Here is a 15,959-nt window from a genome sequence, read left to right as displayed (position 1 = left end):
AAATTTTGAGAAAATTACTTTTTGCTTTTTTTGTACTTTGTAGTATGCTGCTATGGTGTCAGCAAGAACCTTCTATCTTAATTAATAAAAGCATATACTCTTCTAGAGACGGGTATTTAATTTCTAATCCCTACCATTCTATTTATGATTCCACGGGCTGGCTGTGGGTGTTAGGTGAAAATAAACTATCTAACGAATATGTTTTTGGGGATAAAGAAATCATTATACAGCGTTTTGATGGAGCCATATTTTTTAACCTAGCATTACCAGATACTTTTGATAAAAGAATAAAAGAGGGACACTTTTTTAAGCATAAAGAGAAGGGGCTATATCTAAAGTTATATTACACCGATGATAGAGCAGACCTATTTTTTATAGATACAGATACCTTACAAATCACTCCTGTAGATGCCTATAACCATTTAAGTGAAAAGTATATTATTTCAAAGGAATTTCAGGTAAATAATGAAACAAGACTTATTATTACTTCAGAAGAAAAGTTTTATAGTGCAGCATTGGATGGATTAGGATTACGCATTCTAGATTCCATCCCTTTTAATGGACCTGTTAAAAATCCGTTTTTGGAAGAAATTAGAAGTACTGAAGCTTCAACTATTGTAAAATTATTATTTATAAATGAGGGTATACTTTTAAATAGACAGGGAAAGATTACCAAGAAAATAGCCTCAACTGATTTTATAGATAACCAAGGGCACAATTTTTATCCCAATGAAATCCATAATAGTTTTGCGGTTAACAATGAGTATTTTTTTTACTTGGATGACTATGAGAACGTTTTTAAGTTTGACCAAGAAAATTTAAGGTTTATTGAAATACCTAATACCAACGAATCTTACGACTCTAAAAAGGATATGGTTTTTGATAATAATTTTGAAAACGGTTTTTTAAATGAGGTTGTAAGCGACTACAGCGAAGTTAAATTTTATGACCTTAATGAATTTTATCCTCATTTAACCTTAAAAATTAAAATTAAAAATTACTCTAAAACTGCCTATAGCCAATTTGGTGAAGATTTAGTGGTTTTAAACGGAAATACGTTGGAGTCTTACAGTTTTAAGAATAGTAAAATAAAAACTTTTCTTAGAGGAAAAAGTATACGGACTATAAAAAAATTATCTGAAAACAAATATATTGTTGCAACAGATACAGAGGGGGTTTATACTATTAATACTAAGGATAATACCGAGGAGAAAATAAAATTTACATTAGATAATAAGGAGATATCCATGAATTATTCCAGGGATATTTATGTAAATGAAGACCATACTATTACCATAAATGATTCTGATAATTTGTATACGACAGACGCAAATTATAAGGTAATAAAAGATAGAAGTTTAAAAATTATTGGTGAGGAAATCATAAAAATAGAGGACACCATCTTTACTGCCGATCAAAGGGGTATCATTTCTCAATTTAGCATCAACGAGAAAAAATATACCACGATTCCTAACACAGAGAGCGTTCAAATAAGGGAGTTTGCTACAAACGGTACTCGTTTATTTGGGACCACAGTGGCAAACGGAATTTTTGAATACGAGAACGGCTCTTTTGAAACCCATGTGTTTGAAAATGAAAAAGCAGAAAATTTACTTTCTATAAATTACCTAAAAGATTTTGGTGTTCTCGTTGCTACAAAATTCGGTAAAATTTATACTTACGATTCGGATAAAAATAGACTTAAACTCTTATACGAAGACGCATTAAAAGCATCTATTGTGGGTATGGTTACGGATAATAACAATAATTTGTGGTTGAATACATATGCGGGAATCGTTTCTGTAAATCGATCTACACAAAAAATAGTACGGTATACCGTAAAAGATGGTGTTTATGAATTAGAAGGCAACAGGTACGGTACATATAGAGATCCGGAAGGAAATATTTGGATGGGAAGCTATAAGGGACTTAGTTATTTTAACCCAAATGATTTAAGTACAATAGAGTTAAATGCACAGCCACAATTTACGTCTGTTTCATATTTTGATGCTGGACTTAATAGATGGCAGGTTCATTCATCGCCCCAATTCTTAGATAGCATCCAAACCATTAATTTACCTTCAGAATATCAACGATTTTCTGCAACAATGTCCGTTTTTGGTCAATTAGATCGTAATAATATAAGTTACAAGTATCGTTTGTCGGAGAAAGGAAATGATTCGGATTGGTTTACAAGCTACCCCGGTAAAGAAATTTTATTTGCAAATTTGGCGCCTGGCGAATATATCTTAGAAGTACAAGCCGTTAGTGCTTCTGACGAGGAAATTGGAAATACAATTGAACTCAGAGTAATTTCCGAAAAGATTTTTTATAAGACTTGGTGGTTTATTTTAGCACTAATTCTGTTAGTTTTTGGTTTAATTAGTTATCTTTTTTATCAATACAAGGGAAAGCAAAAAATACTCGTAAAAAATGAAATTGCATTGAACGAATCTAAAATTAAAACTTCGATGATGTTAGAAATTCATCACCGAATTAAAAACAATCTCCAAATTGTATCTGGCTTATTGGGTCTTCAAGTTATTAACAGTGCTAACGAAGAATTAAAGTTAAAATTACAGGATAGTCAAAGTAGAATAGAATCAATAGCAGGTATTCATAATTTACTTTATAATTCTGATAGTTTTGAAACATTATCTTTTAAAGAGAACGTAGACAATATTATAAGATACTATCAAATTTTATTTCCGTTAAAGGTAGGTTATACTTTGAATTTTGATGGTTCTATGTTACCTATAGATAAGGCCACACCACTTTCTCTTTTGTTGAATGAATTAATAAGCAATTCTCACAAACACGCGTTTTCTGATGAAGAACAACCGGAGATACATATATATTTTATTAAGTGCGAAACTAAATATGAGTTTAAATATTTTGACAATGGTAACTTTAAAGAGAAGGGATTTAAAAAAGATTCTATGGGAATGAAAATCGTAGATATGATGACCACACAATTAAAAGGGGATTTGAAAATCGATAATTCCAAGGGTTTTATGTGCACATTAATTTTCTCTTAGATAAACATGGTTAAAATTTACGTTTTAGAAGATGAGATTATCACTCAAGAGCTATTGAAACAAACATTAGAAAGTTTAAAGTTTGAAATATGTGGTATGGCAACAGATGCAGAAACTGCATTAATGGAGATCCATGCATTAAAACCAGATATTGCTATAATAGATATTAGGGTAGATGGGAATAAAACCGGTATTTGGTTGGGAAATCAATTAACGATTCCGTTCATATATTTGACCGCATTTGGTGATACGGAAACCATAAAAAAAGCGATAATTACAAAACCTATTAGCTATTTAGTTAAGCCGTTTAATACAAATGACTTATACATTGCTGTAGAATTGGCTGTTAATGCCATACAAAATACCACCCAAATCATTATAAAAGAAAAAAATAAAAACAGTGTAATTCTAGAGGAGATGATCTTATTTGCAAAAAAAGATGATCAATATTTAACGTTGCATTTAAAGGATTCTGTAAAATTGATTCGTTCTAGTATTTCGGAATTTTTGAATCAAGTAAATTCTAACTCTTTTTTACAGGTTCACCGTTCATATATTATCAATAAAAACCACATAACTGCTTTTGATAAAAAGAAGATTATAATTGCTAATAATAACATTCCAATATCAAAAACCTATGTAAAAGAGGTATTGGAAGAGATTTCTAAATCGATGCATCGCTGAGAATTTTGTATGGTTTTATTTTTTCTTGGCTAAAGCTAAACCCATAAGATTTAGCGACATTATAAACCTGCCTGCAGGCAGGTATACACAGACCTTTTGGTTTCACTATAAAGTCTAAATTAAGTTTAGCATCGATGATAAAGCAGCAAGATAGAAATACTCAACAAACTGCTTGCCCGAAGTTATATATAAATGAAGTTGGAAAGTATATTGTGCAACGAATCTATTTGCGGGCAAATCTTTCAATATGTCGCCCGATGCAAAGCAATTGGATAGCTATATTTCAAAATATATTCAAGGAATATGGAGACACGGTAGCATATGAAGCCGGTTGTTGTGGTTATTATGCACACCGCTGTTTCGAGAGTTATGGTTGGCGAAGTCTGGTAGAGAATTCCCCATTTAAATACTCAAATGCCTATTTATAGGTAGTTGAGAGTTGCTTTGTTAGAAATTGGTGTTCAATTTTGTTTTTACTTATGATTATACAATTATAATGTCAAAATCTAATTACAGCAGCTTACAAATTTGGTAATAAAATAAAATTTTTACAATAACAAATTATTATAATATGTTTGGTGATTTTTTATAATGTAGGAGAAATTCACAAAGATTGTGATATAATAATATATTTCAATGAAATAATTTGAATGTTTTTCACCACAGTTCTTTGTTAGGTGCAGGTTTTTATTCTTTCGTATTTTTTAATTTTCGCCAAAGCTTTTTGTCTGAACTTTGGACTGTATTGTTTTGTTTCTATCAGCTTATTTAGTATGTTTTTTAAATCTGAATTAATCTCTTTTTCGTTTAGCCATTCAATTCCTAATTCTGCCCAATATGTCGAAACGTCAAAACTCAAAGTAATTATTTTAATGGTCAATTCAGAGACTTTAATATTAGATTTTAATTCCGATTGAGCTATTTTTTCAGTCAGATAAATGTCAAAGTCTTTCCGATTCATTTCCAAAATTGGAAGAATTCCAATTCCGCCATTTTCATTGACAGATTTAAGTCCTTCAGCTGTGTCGGAATACCAATCACCATTTTCGTCAACTCCTGCGTAATATCCGCTATTTTTTATGACAAAAATCGGTTTCAAGTTCATCAGTAATCAGATGTTTATTTTTAGTTCATATTTTTTTTCAGCTTGCACATAACGGTTGAGCTATGAACAGTACGGGAGCAATCTAGCGTTTGCTTTCCGCCACGCACATAGCGAAATCTTTTGGTTTTGTTTTTTCTTTTTTTGTTCGAAAGCAAAATCCAAAAGATTTTGCGAACTTAATAAATATACACAGACCTTTCGATTAAGCCCGAAGCTCGAATTGTTTATAGGTGTTGTTGTACTTAGTGCTTTACGTAAACAATGTAACGTTCAGATTTTGATTCAGTAACTCAACGTTGAAATTAATCTTAGCATTTAATGCTCTGAAAACTTTCAAAATTGTTTCAAACCAATCATCAGTAAGGTTATTCTCAATTTTCGAAATAGGATTGAATTTTATACTGCGCCAGGATTACATCCTGTTAAAGGAAAAACCTTAAAAGTGATTACCGAGCATATAGTAGATAAGTATGTACCCGTAAATACTTAAGATGCAAGTTCATTTGCGGAATAAACCTTTAACATAGGGGTAACATTTCATTTATAATCATTTAATCTCTAAAAGAGAAGACGCATTGTATAAATACAATACGCCTGAAATTAAACTAACAAACTCTCTACATATAAAATGATATCGTGTGAAGTTGATATCATAAAAATCTATCCTCGATCTTTTAATAAATCTGGTCCCTTTACCATTTTGGAATTATGCTCTTTTACTACCTGCATAATTTTTGTAATTTCTTCGGGTTGTTTTTTAGATAGATCATATTTTTCTGAAGGATCTTGTTCAATATTAAAAAGTAGGGGAGGGTCGTGTTCTTCACGAGTATTCAATTTATAACCTGCTTCCGTTACAAAGTGAGCTTTATATGCACCTAATCTAACTGCATAAAGTTCTGGTCCTCTATAATAAAAAACTTCATTTCTAGGACTTTCTTCATCACCAAATAGAACTGGGCTTAAATCAATTCCATCCATTTCTCGGTCAGTCGGTATAGGTACTCCTGCAAGGTTACTAAATGTATTGAACAAATCCATTGTTGTTCCCATTCCCGTGACTAGTTTAGGTTTGATATACCCTGGTCCCCAGAAAATACCCGGTTCGCGCATGCCTCCTTCCCAAGTAGTACCTTTGCCTTCAAATAATAAGCCTGCACTACCTCCTGATATTCCTGTAGATAACCACGGTCCATTGTCAGAAGTGAAAATGACAATAGTGTTTTTGTCCAAGCCTTCATCTTCGAGCATATTTAAAATCTGACCGACACCATTGTCGATTTCTTCTACTACATCTCCATAAAGACCTCTTTTACTTGTACCTCTGAATTCATCAGAAACAAATAACGGTACATGTGGCAAACTATGGGCTAAATACATGAAGAATGGCTCTTCTTTATGATTTTTAATCCAATTAATAGCTTCATCTGTGTAGCGTTTTGTCAATGTATTTTGTTGTGCAGGTCTTTCAACCACTTCGGTACCACGTAAGATTGGAACATTAAATTCTTCAGGAGTTCGTTCTTCATAAGTATCTGTATATCTACTGAAGTATTCTTCCATGGAACTGATTTTACCAGTATGGTCCATGTCATTTGAATATGGTATTCCGTAATAATCATCAAAACCATTATTGGTTGGAAGATATTCTTCTTTATGGCCCAAATGCCATTTGCCCACCATTCCTGTAGCATAACCTGCTGATTTTAATTGTTCAGCAATTGTTACTTCTTCAGCAGGTATACCGTTGTGCGAGTCTGGAAAAAATACGCCTACTTTTGAACTGGTCAATCCATTTCTTACAGGTAATCTACCGGTCATTAATGCAGCTCGACTAGGAGTGCAAACACTCGCACCAACATAAAAATTAGTCCATTTTTGTCCTTCGTTTGCCATTCTATCTAAATTGGGCGTACTAATCGTTGGATGACCGTATGAACTTAAGTCTCCATACCCTAAATCATCAGCGAAAATTACTATTACATTGGGTTTTACCGGAAATTGTTTATTCTGGCCCATTCCAAGATTTGGTATGGATAATAGCACCATTATAAATGTGATAAATGTATAATTTGAGAATAATTCTATTTTGATATTAATATTTATTTTTTTCATTGGTTTCTGTTGTTAATTAATAACCTGGGTTTTGAACTAAATCAGGATTAGCATCTAATTCTACTTGAGGAATTGGAAACAATACATGATAGTCTTGTGCATTTTTACCTCTGCTAACAGCATTAGAAATAAATACTTCCTGCCTTATCATATCTTCTCTTCTTTTTCCTTCGAAGAATAATTCCCATCCTCTCTCTTGTAAAATTGTTTCACGAAGTGTTTCTTTTGTAAATCCTGCTAACGATAATTCAGTTATTCCAGCTCTAGTTCTGACTTCATTAATTAAATCGATCGCTGTTTGAGTAGGTCCAGAGATTTCATTTAATGCTTCGGCGCGACTTAAAAGAATATCAGCGTAACGAATAGCAGGAATATCATTACCCGCAGCTGCACCAACGGCGCTAGGGTCAAATTCTATTTTATATGGGAATGATTGGTCGTTACCTAAACCTTGTATTGTTTCACCCGTAGTTGTGCTTACATACTCAGTTATAATATGATTTTTTCTAACATCATCTGCGTCAAAGGAATTCACAAATTCATCGTATAAATAGGTACGTGCAGCAAATACTATATTGTTTGGGAATGGCCATGGATAATCTGTAGGGAAAACTAGGGCGTCTATTGCTTGGCTAGCTGTTGGCGAAGTTGCATCTTTAGGTAAGACCCACAGTATTTCTTGATTACCTTCGTTCTCAATACTAAATACGTCACTAAAATTAGGAAGTAATTCATAAATTCCTAAGTCTTGAATATCTTCAGCCATATCTGCTGCATTCTGCCATTGTCTTGTATTCAAATAATATTTGCATAAAACCGCCATTGCGGCTCCTTTTGATGCACGACCATACGCCGGTGCTTGAACAGGTAAATCTGCTACTGCCGTTATTAGTTCTTGTTCAATAAACCCTTTTACTTCATCTTCAGTTGACCTGGGTAATAAAGGCTCGTCTGTAGAAGTTTTGTATAATGGCACCGCCCCGAATAAATTAAATAACTCAGAATAATTCCATCCACGTAGAAAATGTACTTCTGCTTCGGTTAATTGTTTAAACTCATCAGAGAATACTTCATTATCTAAATTATCTAAAACGATATTAGCATCTCTAATAGAATTGAAATAGATAGTCCATTGAGCTATTATATGGTCATGGTTGCCGTCCCAGGTGAAGTCAATTTCTGATAGCCATAAGTTTTCAATTGATCCACCTTGTCCCCATATTTCACCAGTGGTCATTGAAGCTAAATGATAAGAGGACCATGAGTCTTGAAAACCTGGTCTGTGGGCATAAGCATAAGAAGCGTTTAAAACTGAACTTATTCCTTTTTCACTAGTGAAAAGGGTGGAAGGGGCTAGTTCTGAAAAAACCTCTTCGTCTAATCGTTTTTCACAGGCGATTATACCAATGACTAACAATATCATTATTGATTTATTAATATATGATTTCATTGTATTTTAGTTTTTAAGTTTAGAAACTGGCGGTTAATCCTAAAAGATATGTTCTTGCCGTTGGGTAACTACTATAATCTACCCTTACATTACTTGATCCAAGAGAATTGGACTCAGGGTCGAAACCTCCATAATCTGTTATGGTGAACAAATTCTGCCCAGTAATGTATACCCGCATACTGTTTAAAAAGTCAATATTGTCTACTGGTACTTGGTAACTGAACTGCACGTTTTTAAGTCGAAAGTATGAGGCATCTTCTACCGTTAACGTATTTACCTTACTTGCACCGTAAGCGTTTGGATTTACAGATGAAGGCCATTTAGCATCAGTATTTTCAGGTGTCCATCGGTCAACTATAGTTCTAGACTGACGATTTCTTCTAAAGTTGGCAGGATAAAGAGACTCAATTAAATTAATATTGATTAATTCTGCACCTTCTTGCCCTTGAAAGAAAACATCTAATTGAAAGTTTTTATAACTAAATGAATTCTGTATACCATAAGTGAAGTCGGGGAAAGGGCTTCCTATTATAGTTTGGTCATCGGGTGTAATGGCACCGTCACCGTTTATGTCCTCGAAAATAGGAAAACCTGGCTCAGCTAAAGGTTGGGCGGAATTTGTGATATCATCATCTTCTTGAAAAATACCGGTTACGTTATAGCCGTAGTAAGAAGCTAAAGGTTCACCTTCTCTAATTATCGCAGTATTACCAACAGCCATAATATTACCGGTTACAATACTTTCGATTCTTCCTAAATCAACTACTTTATTTTTGATTGCAGCAAAATTCAATGAGGTATCCCATTTGAAATCATCGGTAATCACATTGGTGGTATTGATCAATACTTCAAAACCTTTATTTTGGACCTCACCAACATTACTTAATATTGAGGCATAACCAGAGGCTAAAGGTAGGGGTAGATTGAAAAGTAAATCTTTAGTGTTCTTAGAAAAGTAATCTATTGTAGCGCTAATCCTACCGTTTAACATAGCAGCATCAATTCCAACATTGAATTGCTCGGTGGTTTCCCATTTAAGATCATCATTGGCTTTTCGAGAAGGAATTACACTGCCTAATACAGAATTTCCCAATACCACATTTGGGCCAGATTGAAAAGTTAACTGAGAGTTGTAATTTCCAATTTCTTGATTACCGGTTAGACCCCAGCTAGCTCTTAATTTTAATTGACTGAATAAATCTGGAACAAACTCTTCTTCATTGAGTTTCCACCCAAATGCGAATGATGGAAAATATCCAAACTTGTTATTTTCTCCAAAACGAGATGAACCATCGGCACGTATGGATCCTGTAAGTAAAAATTTATTATACAGATTATAATTCACCCTTGCTAAATAAGACAGCAATGTATTTTCTTCTGTTCTACTCCCAAGTTGATCAGTATTAGTATCTCCAAGTTCTAAATTGTTAGTTCCAATATCGTCAGATGGAAAACCACTGATATTACCGTAAAAGTTTTTTAAACTAAATTTCTGATAAGTTATACCGCCTAATAGTGCTAGGTTATGATTTTCATTGAAATCTTTTTTGTAGTTCATAGTGTACTCAAAAAGATAATTCGACCTATCTAATACGCTAATATTGGCAATGCCGTTTGCAGCACTACCACGTATGGTTTGAGTAGAATTGTAAATATCCCTTCTTGAGGTTTGACGGTCTGTACCGAAGTTGAACTTACCTGATAGATTATCAGTAAAATCATAATTTAAGTAAGCACTACCAAAAGTTCTGTTTGTCTCATTTAAACTGATAATACCGTTTATGAGTGTTACTGGGTTATTTACGGTAAGGTTAGCCGATTGAGAGAATGTACCATCTGCGTTATAAACAGGTTCGGTAGGGTCATAAAGTAACGAAGAATATATAGGACCAGCATTTTCATTGGTCTGTATGCCATCAACATTATTATTATCCTTAATTAAACTAGTATTGAAATTGAGTCCAATTTTTGCTTTTTCACCAATTTTAGATTCAATATTTATTCTTCCGGTATACTTTTCAATACCTGTGTTTTTGACAACACCTTCTTGGTCAAAATAATTGATGGAAGCATAAACCGAAGTTTTTTCATCCCCGCCGCCAATAGAGATATTGTGGCTAGTAATTGGTGCCGATCGAAAAACTTGATCTTGCCAAAAATTACCATTACCAATATTCGCTATATCGGTAGCTGAAAATACCGGCGAATTTCCTTGTTCCTGCGATAAATCATTTATTGCGTTAATATATTCGCTGGTTGATAGTACATCTATTGTTTTGGCAACAGATTGTATACCGCTATACACATCATATGTTACCCTCATTTTTCCAGATTTACCTTTTTTGGTGGTAATCATTACCACTCCGTTAGCACCTCTTGAACCATAGATCGCTGTAGCGGAAGCATCTTTTAAAATTTCAATGGACTCAATATCTGCTGGGTTTAAAGAGTTTAGGGGATTATTAGGACTTTGGTTTTCACTAACTTCAGCAGCACCGCCCGAAGACAAATTAGCACTATTGTCGATTGGAAATCCATCTATTACGTATAAAGGTTCATTACTTGCGTTTAAAGAGCTTGCTCCTCTAATGCGTATTGATAGCCCCCCGCCCGGTGCTGAACTTGATTGGTTAATTTGAACCCCTGCTGCACGACCTAACATCATTTGGTCAACGGATGCGTTTGCACCTGGATTTAAATCTTCTGATTTTAAGGAAGAGACAGAACCCGTAAGGTCACTCTTTTTTTGAGTACCATATCCAACTACTACTATTTCATCTAAGGCTGCAGCACTTTCCTCTAGAGCTACTGTAAAAGTGTTTTGTCCATTTACAGCAATTTCCTTAGAAGAAAAGCCGATATATGTAATGGATAAAATGGCATCACCGTTATTAAGGGTAAGTTCAAAATTGCCGTCAAAATCTGTTTGTGTTCCGTTGGAAGTACCTTTTTCTAAGATATTTGCTCCTGGAAGTGGTTGCCCATTTTGATCTTGTACAACACCAGTTACCGTAAAATCTTGTTTATCGATTTTAGATGTAACAGGTACTAGAGATACTTCTTTTTCAAAAATTATTACCTGTCGGTCATCAATACGATAAACCATTCCCTTGTCTTTTAGTGCATTGTCAAGTATGGTGGTTAGAGTAGCTCCTTTTATATTTAATGAAACATTTCCTCTATTTAAAAGAACTTCATCATTATAAAAGAAAATATATTCACTTTTTTCCTGTATTTCTTGAAATAGCGTTTCTAGTGGAACTTTATTGACTTTAATGTCAAGCTTTGTTTGAGAATATGTACTGTTTGCATAAGCAGAACTAAGTCCTATAGCTATGAATAACAAAAATATTCTCATAATTGTGTGGATGACGTGTGCGGAACTGATTTTGTCCCAACAAGCAGTACGCCTATTAAAATAATTCATAATATTGTAATTCAGATTAGTTAATATTGCTTTTAATAGTGATGTTAATAATACAGGCCGGGAGATGTTGGCGCATCTTTCGGCTTTCTTATGAGTTTTTATTTAATTCATTGGCATATAGAGTTTTGTTAGTTTGAGTTGTTAAGTTGAATAATTCCTTCTTTATATGTTACTTTAAAATTTGATGTTTCTGCAATTAGGGAAATAATTTTTTCTACGTTATCCTTTAAATCCAGGTTTCCTGAAAATGTTTGTTCGGCTAAACCATTTTCATCAATTACGATTTCAACATCATAATAACGAGATAGTTTTGTCATTATAAATTTTAAATCGTCATTCTTAAAGTTCAAGAAACCATCTCTCCAAGAAAAATAATCGTTTACATTGACTTTCTGAGTAAGTGCTTTTTTTGAATTTGAATTATAACTAGCTAATGTGCCAGGCTTTATTTTTATACTTTCTATATTTTTATCGTTGTAATTAATTTCGACACTACCTGATTTTAAGACCGTAAAATTTAGTGCATCCTCTTTGTAGCTACTTACATTAAATACAGTACCTAATACTTCAATTTCTTGATTGGCAGATAAAACTTTGAATGGCTTATTAGGATTATGGGTTACTTCAAATATCGCTTCACCTTCTAAATAAACTTCTCTTGTTTTTCCATTGAATACAGCAGGGTAAACCAGCTTTGATCCAGAATTAAGCCAAACCATAGATCCATCGGATAGCTTTAGGTCGGTTCTTTTTCCAAAAGGAACTAATATTGTGTTATAAAGAGGTCTATTGTCTTGAGTTGATTTTTGATTGACGGTTTCACCTGTGCTTAATACAACTTCTTCCCCAGTATTTGAATAATGGACTGTAGTACTGTTTCCATCTAAGTTTAAATTATCTCCACTTCCTAAAATTAAAGTTACTCCTTCAGCTTTTTTAACATCCAAATTAGGAGAAGATTCAACAAAATTTTCAATAGTTGTTTCTGATTCAGACTGGAAGAAAATACTTGCTCCGATAAGCAAAACTATAGAAGCAGCAGCCATGAGGATTCTTTGATTCCTTTTTTTTGCTTTAGCTTGATCTGCAGATTTTATTATACGATCCCTTAAACTTTGTTTATCAAAATTTGTTAGGTTGTCGTTAAGTTGATTTTTTTTCATAAAAGAGACATAATAGAGAATGAAATTTGGCGCACGTATTTTATTCCCTTAATAAACAAGAGAATTAATTACTAAAACATAGACGAGAAAAAAGATGTTTTTTATAAAAAAGTAAAAAGAACAGTTAGAACTCCGCCTCGAAGAATTTTTAAGGCACGATAAATTATTGTTCTAGCAGAGGAAATCGAAACGCTCATAGTTTGAGCGATTTCTTCATAAGATTGTTCTTCGGTATAACGCATGTTGAGAACTTCTTGCTGATTTTGACTAAGTAGATTCATGGCACGATTTACTTTTTCTTTTATAAAGCAGGAATGTTCAATATTTATTATATTCGATTCACATGATGGAGAGTTTAAATCATTTGTTGAAATCGAATTCAAAATTTCGGTATCGTCAACCGTAATAATTTTAAGCTTACTTTTTTTATGTAAGGTTCTTTTTAAAGATAAGAATAAGTAAGATTTGATATTTTTTACTTCTCCAAGTGTACGGTGGTATTTGAATAAATTTAAGAATAGGTCATGAATACCATCCATTACAGATGTTTTGTCTTTGGTAACACTCATTCCAAAAATGAATAATTCATCAGCATATAAATCATAGAGTTTTCCTAAAGACTCTACATTTCCTTTCTGTAGTTCTGTCCAGTACTTTTTACCTTCAATTCTAGACATGGTTTATTGTTTTTGGTGGTTTGGCTAACTTGAATTACGGAAATTTCAAAATAAAGAATATTACTATTAGTTGAATTTACATTTTGTTATTCTTAATTTGAAACACTTAAATTATCATTTAAGTAACAAATGTATTAAAATATTAATATATTCATAATATTATGATAATTATTTAAAAATTTATTAGGTATATGATTAAATGTCATTTCCTAACTATCTCATTTTTAAATAGATATTATTATAGAAATCTACATGATTAATAATGTAACGGTTTTCATAAATTAAAAAGACTGTCTTTTTTTGTCTATATAAGTATTAATTAAAACTCTTGTTTTTGAATGATTAGTCAAATTACTTATCACGTTAATTATTCCAAAAAAAAGACATTTGTAAAATTTATAATTCCTTTAAAATGAGAAAACTTCAAATATTTTTTATTCTAATAAATCTTTCGTTCATTTTTATAGGTTGTGATAATTCCGCTCCTAAAATTGAGGAGCGACCTAATATAGTTTTTATTATGTCTGACGATCACGCTTATCAAGCTATTTCGGCATATGATACAAGTCTTATTAAGACACCGAATATTGATAGAATAGCAAAAATGGGTATGTTATTTACCAATGCCAGTGTTACAAATTCAATTTGTGCACCCTCTAGGGCAACGTTATTAACAGGTAAACACTCTCATATTAATGGAAAAATAGATAACGTCTCACCTTTTGACACCACTAATGTTACATTTCCTCAATTATTACAAAAAGCTGGTTATCAAACTGCAATGTTCGGAAAACTACATTTTGGTAATAACCCGAAAGGTTTTGATCAGTTTAAAATATTGCCAGGTCAAGGTTCTTATTATAACCCCGACTTTATAACAAAAAATGATGGTGAAATTAATGTAACGGGTTATGTGACCGATATAGTTACTGATATGACTCTAGATTGGTTGGAATCTGAACGTAAAAAGGAAGATCCTTTTATGTTGATGTATTTGCATAAGGCTCCACACCGTTCATGGCTTATGGCTGAACGACATATGGATGAGTTCACAAAGAAAGAGTTTAGAGAGCCTAAGACTTTATTTGATGCTCACGAGGGTATGCCTGCAGCAAAGGTTGCCAAAATGAATATACATGGAGATATGGGTTGGGCGGCAGATAGTAAGCTTTATCCGGATGTTATGGATGAAATGGGATTGCAGGAGCAAATAGGTTATGATAAACTAAGATTTGAAATGGGTGTAGGTAGGTTAAATAAAGAGCAAAGAGTAAATTTTGATAAGGCTTACAGAAGAGTAGCTGAAGATTTTAAAAAGAATTATCCAAACATGACGGGTAAAGATTTGGCAAAATGGCGCTACCAAAGATATATGCAGGATTATTTAGGAACCATAAAATCTGTAGATGAAAATGTAGGAAGGGTTCTAGATTATTTAGAGGCAAATAATTTAATGGATAATACCATTATTGTTTATACTTCTGACCAAGGTTTTTATTTGGGAGAGCATGGTTGGTTTGATAAGCGTTTTGTTTATGATGAAAGTTTAAAAACACCGCTATTAGTATCTTGGCCAGATAGAATTAAAGCAGGCAGTGTCTCAAATGAACTTGTTCAAAATTTAGATTTTGCCCAAACTTTTCTAGATGTTGCAGATGTAGAACAACCTAATGATATGCAAGGTGAAAGCTTAATACCTGTTTTTACTAACGAACTGGAAGACTGGAATCGGGAAGCAGTGTATTATCATTATTATGAACATCCTTCAGAGCACAATGTAAATAGACATTATGCTGCAATTACCAAAGATTATAAACTAATACATCATTACTTTGATTTAGATTATTGGGAGCTGATTGACAGAAAAAAAGACCCATTAGAGCAACATAATTATTATGATGATCCTACATATGCTGATATTAAAATAGAATTACATAAAAAATTAAACGGATTAAGAGAGCTATATGGAGACAATGATTCTTTAAGTAAAAAATATATAGATGAATTCATGCCATTGGCAAAAGAAGGTAAGGTGTTTGGTGTTGAGAAACCCATTTTAGATCCGATTATTGAAAAATGGGAGGATTCTAAAAAATGAAAATAAATTAATTTTTCTATAAAATTTAAGAAGGGTGATTAAATATCACCCTTCTTTATTGTTGTACCCTAATATATCGTAGCGAGAGGGGGGCACGATCCCCCGACCTCCGGGTTATGAATCCGACGCTCTAACCAACTGAGCTACCTCGCCATATTATTTTTAAACGGCTGCAAATATAGTGGTAATTTATTTGTTCTTC

9 protein-coding genes and 1 tRNA gene are annotated in these 15,959 nt (G+C 32.9%); 3 read left to right on the top strand and 7 right to left on the bottom strand.

From position 1 onward, the window contains the following. Positions 1-5 precede the first annotated feature (5 nt). Both ACJJVP_RS15915 and ACJJVP_RS15910 read left to right on the top strand, forming a co-directional pair. The gene (locus tag ACJJVP_RS15915) at positions 6-3,038 is read left to right on the top strand and encodes a histidine kinase dimerization/phosphoacceptor domain -containing protein (RefSeq protein ID WP_405415143.1); all 3,033 of its coding nucleotides are present in this window, start codon (positions 6-8) and stop codon (positions 3,036-3,038) included. Positions 3,039-3,044: 6 nt separating this feature from the next. Then, a complete protein-coding gene (locus ACJJVP_RS15910; protein WP_405415141.1) occupies positions 3,045-3,722 on the top strand; it encodes a response regulator transcription factor in 678 nt (225 codons plus the stop codon). Positions 3,723-4,395: 673 nt separating this feature from the next. Here ACJJVP_RS15910 and ACJJVP_RS15905 read toward each other — a convergent pair. The 6 genes from ACJJVP_RS15905 to ACJJVP_RS15880 form a co-directional block, all read right to left on the bottom strand. After that, positions 4,396-4,827 (bottom strand): hypothetical protein, encoded by a 432-nt coding sequence (locus tag ACJJVP_RS15905; RefSeq protein ID WP_405415140.1) that lies wholly within the window; start codon positions 4,825-4,827, stop codon positions 4,396-4,398. Between the two features lie 660 nt (positions 4,828-5,487). Beyond that, positions 5,488-6,942 carry a sulfatase gene (locus tag ACJJVP_RS15900; protein ID WP_405415138.1) on the bottom strand — a complete coding sequence of 485 codons (1,455 nt, stop codon included), beginning with the start codon at positions 6,940-6,942 and terminating at the stop codon, positions 5,488-5,490. Positions 6,943-6,958: 16 nt separating this feature from the next. Beyond that, on the bottom strand, positions 6,959-8,392 hold the full coding sequence (locus tag ACJJVP_RS15895) for a RagB/SusD family nutrient uptake outer membrane protein (RefSeq protein WP_405415136.1): 1,434 nt from the start codon (positions 8,390-8,392) through the stop codon (positions 6,959-6,961). Between the two features lie 19 nt (positions 8,393-8,411). Further along, positions 8,412-11,750 (bottom strand): TonB-dependent receptor, encoded by a 3,339-nt coding sequence (locus ACJJVP_RS15890; protein ID WP_405415133.1) that lies wholly within the window; start codon positions 11,748-11,750, stop codon positions 8,412-8,414. 197 nt (positions 11,751-11,947) lie between these two features. Continuing rightward, on the bottom strand, positions 11,948-12,982 hold the full coding sequence (locus ACJJVP_RS15885; protein ID WP_405415131.1) for a FecR family protein: 1,035 nt from the start codon (positions 12,980-12,982) through the stop codon (positions 11,948-11,950). Positions 12,983-13,083: 101 nt separating this feature from the next. After that, on the bottom strand, positions 13,084-13,659 hold the full coding sequence (locus tag ACJJVP_RS15880; protein ID WP_405415129.1) for an RNA polymerase sigma factor: 576 nt from the start codon (positions 13,657-13,659) through the stop codon (positions 13,084-13,086). 412 nt (positions 13,660-14,071) lie between these two features. Here ACJJVP_RS15880 and ACJJVP_RS15875 point away from each other — a divergent pair, with 412 nt between their 5' ends. After that, complete coding sequence (locus ACJJVP_RS15875) at positions 14,072-15,757, top strand: sulfatase (RefSeq protein WP_405415126.1); 1,686 nt, start codon at positions 14,072-14,074, stop codon at positions 15,755-15,757. 79 nt (positions 15,758-15,836) lie between these two features. Here ACJJVP_RS15875 and ACJJVP_RS15870 read toward each other — a convergent pair. After that, positions 15,837-15,910, bottom strand: a tRNA-Met gene (locus tag ACJJVP_RS15870). Positions 15,911-15,959: the final 49 nt, after the last annotated feature.

Origin of the sequence: Maribacter sp. Asnod1-A12 (assembly GCF_045063735.1) — a bacterium.
Lineage (GTDB): Bacteria > Bacteroidota > Bacteroidia > Flavobacteriales > Flavobacteriaceae > Maribacter.
This window is presented reverse-complemented; position numbering and strand designations above follow the sequence as displayed.